Raw genomic sequence first — 2,345 nt, forward strand, 5'->3', positions numbered from 1 at the left:
GAGGGGACGTACATCGAGAACTGCAACTGCGATGTCGTGTGCCCTTGTGGTGCCAGCGGGTTCGCAGCGCCCGCAGACTATGACCGCTGCACCGCAGTGCTGGCGTGGCACATCGACTCCGGCCACGTCGAGGAAACCGACGTAGGCGACCGGAGCGTGGTCCTGCTGCTCGACGCTCCGAAGCAGATGTCGGAGGGCAACTGGCGGGTCGGGGTGTTCATGGACGACCGAGCCAACGCGGAGCAGACCGAGAAGCTCGGAGCCATCTACTCGGGGCAGATGGGTGGTCCCATGGCCAACCTCGCTCCGCTCATCGGCGAGAACCTCGGCATGGAGGTGGCATCCATCGAGCACGTCGACGAGGGTCGCCGCCACCGGGTCACAGTTGGCCACGCCGTGGAGGTAGACATCGAGGATGTCGTGTCGCCCTTCGACCCCGAAGGGCCGCTGCCAAAGCTCACCGAGACCAAGCACCCGGCTAACTCGGACCTGACTCCGGCCAACACCCTCTCTGCCCGGATTCAGGGCTTCGGAATCGAGTACTCCGCAGATGGCCAGAGCGGATTCTCGACGCCGTTCTCCTGGTCTGGCTGATCACGTCAGCCGTATGCGAAGCGTGAGGACGGCGCGTTCCCGGCTTTTGGGGCGTCGGTCGACCGGACCGGCGTCGCCCTTCGTCGCAGCGCTCACGGCGGCATCCGGAGCGTGGGTGGCGTTCGACATGTCCGAGCGCGGGCGGGACGGCAGGTCCGCGGCGCGGTCGGTCGCGTCCACGACGCCTTGACTCTCACAGCTCGCCGGGGAGGCTGTTCCCTAAGCGACCGAGGAGGACAGCATGGCCTGGAAGATCGAGGGTCAGTACTTCGAGAACTGCTCGTGCGACGTGCCGTGCCCGTGCACCGTCTCCTTGGATCTAGGCGCGGATCGCGACCTCTGCAACGCCTTCCTCGTGTTCCAGGTCGAGTCGGGTGAGGTCGACGGCGTCGACGTCAGCGATCTGACCGTCGCTGCGATGATCGAGACCCCGAAGGTGATGAGTGAGGGCAACCGGCGTCTCGGCGTGCTGATCGACGACAAGGCATCCGACGAGCAAGCGGAGAAGCTGGGAGCGGTATTCGGCGGTCAGCTTGGCGGGCCGATGGAAGCGCTCGGGCCGCTGGTCAGCGAGCCACTCGGCATGGAGAAGGTGCCGATGGAGGTCTCGCATGAGAACGGCACCCACCGGATCAAGGTCGGCGACGACGGTGAGATGGAGGTGCAGGAGATCGTTTCCTTCGGCAAGGAGGACGGAAAGCCGGCGAGGTTAACCGGGATCTTCCACCCGGCGGGTGACGATTTGAAGATCGCCAAGGCGACCAAGTCGCGCGTCAGCGCGTTCGGCATTGACTTCGCCTTCGAGGGGGGCTCCGGCTTCGCCAATCCGTTCGCCTGGGCGGCATAGGGTTGGAGGCAGGCGGGCTTAGCGCCCACTCGGCACCGTCGCGCGTCGGCCGTGCTCAGGTCGGTTTGCTGGGCGCGCTACTCGTACTGGCGTTGCTGGCCTGGTTGGTCACCGACGACCGCATGGTTGGCATGGACTCGACGCCGGGGATGGACCTCGGAGGACTCGGCTTTTACGCCACGGTCTGGGTGACGATGATGGCGGCGATGATGTTTCCGTCGGTCGCTCCGACGGTGCTGATGTACGACCGCCTGCGGGCGGGGCATCTGGCTCGCGGGAAGGGGGCCGCAGCTGACGCGACTGGGCTGTTCGTCGCTGGTTACCTGCTGGTATGGACGGTCGCCGGCCTCGCCGCATACGGGTTGGTCGAGCTGGTCCGTGCAATCGACCCCGGGTTCCTGGCCTGGGACGAGGCCGGCCGCTATGTCACCGGCGGGGTGATCGTTGCCGCGGCCGTGTACCAGGTGACCCCGCTCAAGCAGGCCTGCCTCATCAAGTGCCGCAGCCCGATGATGTTCCTCGCCGAGCGCTGGCGCCACGGCCGGCTCGGCGCGCTGGAACTCGGTACGAGACACGGCGCTTGGTGCCTCGGCTGCTGCTGGGCGCTGATGGCAGCGTTGTTCGCGGTCGGCGTCATGAGCCTCGGTTGGATGGCGCTGATCGCGGCGTTCATCGCCGGCGAGAAGCTGCTGCCATGGCCGGCCGCGGCACGCCGTACCGTGGCGGTACTGTTGCTGGCGCTCGGGCTCGGCGTCGCGTTCTTCCCCTCCGAGGTCCCGGGCTTCTCTGAGCCCAGCGGGGAGATGCACGACGGCGTGGGCGGGCACGGCAGCGGCATGAAGATGATGCCCTAGGCCCGCCGCGCCAGGCCGGAGACCGAGCACCGCCGCATCGGTTGCGGAGT

3 protein-coding genes are annotated in these 2,345 nt (G+C 67.2%); all 3 read left to right on the plus strand.

The window, feature by feature from the left end:
- Positions 1-594: DUF1326 domain-containing protein (locus AABM41_09740; GenBank protein MEK6192579.1), on the plus strand; the 594-nt coding region annotated here is incomplete at its 5' end.
- Positions 595-835: 241 nt separating this feature from the next.
- Positions 836-1,441 (plus strand): DUF1326 domain-containing protein, encoded by a 606-nt coding sequence (locus AABM41_09745; protein ID MEK6192580.1) that lies wholly within the window; start codon positions 836-838, stop codon positions 1,439-1,441.
- 104 nt (positions 1,442-1,545) lie between these two features.
- The gene (locus tag AABM41_09750; protein ID MEK6192581.1) at positions 1,546-2,295 is read left to right on the plus strand and encodes a DUF2182 domain-containing protein; all 750 of its coding nucleotides are present in this window, start codon (positions 1,546-1,548) and stop codon (positions 2,293-2,295) included.
- Positions 2,296-2,345: the final 50 nt, after the last annotated feature.

The organism is Chloroflexota bacterium, assembly GCA_038040195.1.
In the GTDB taxonomy this organism is placed as follows: domain Bacteria; phylum Chloroflexota; class Limnocylindria; order QHBO01; family QHBO01; genus DASTEQ01.

Excerpts from the sequence above, each read along its gene's own strand:
- AABM41_09745 (MEK6192580.1), top strand. The coding sequence starts at position 836 with ATGGCCTGGAAGATCGAGGGTCAGTACTTCGAGAACTGCTCGTGCGAC.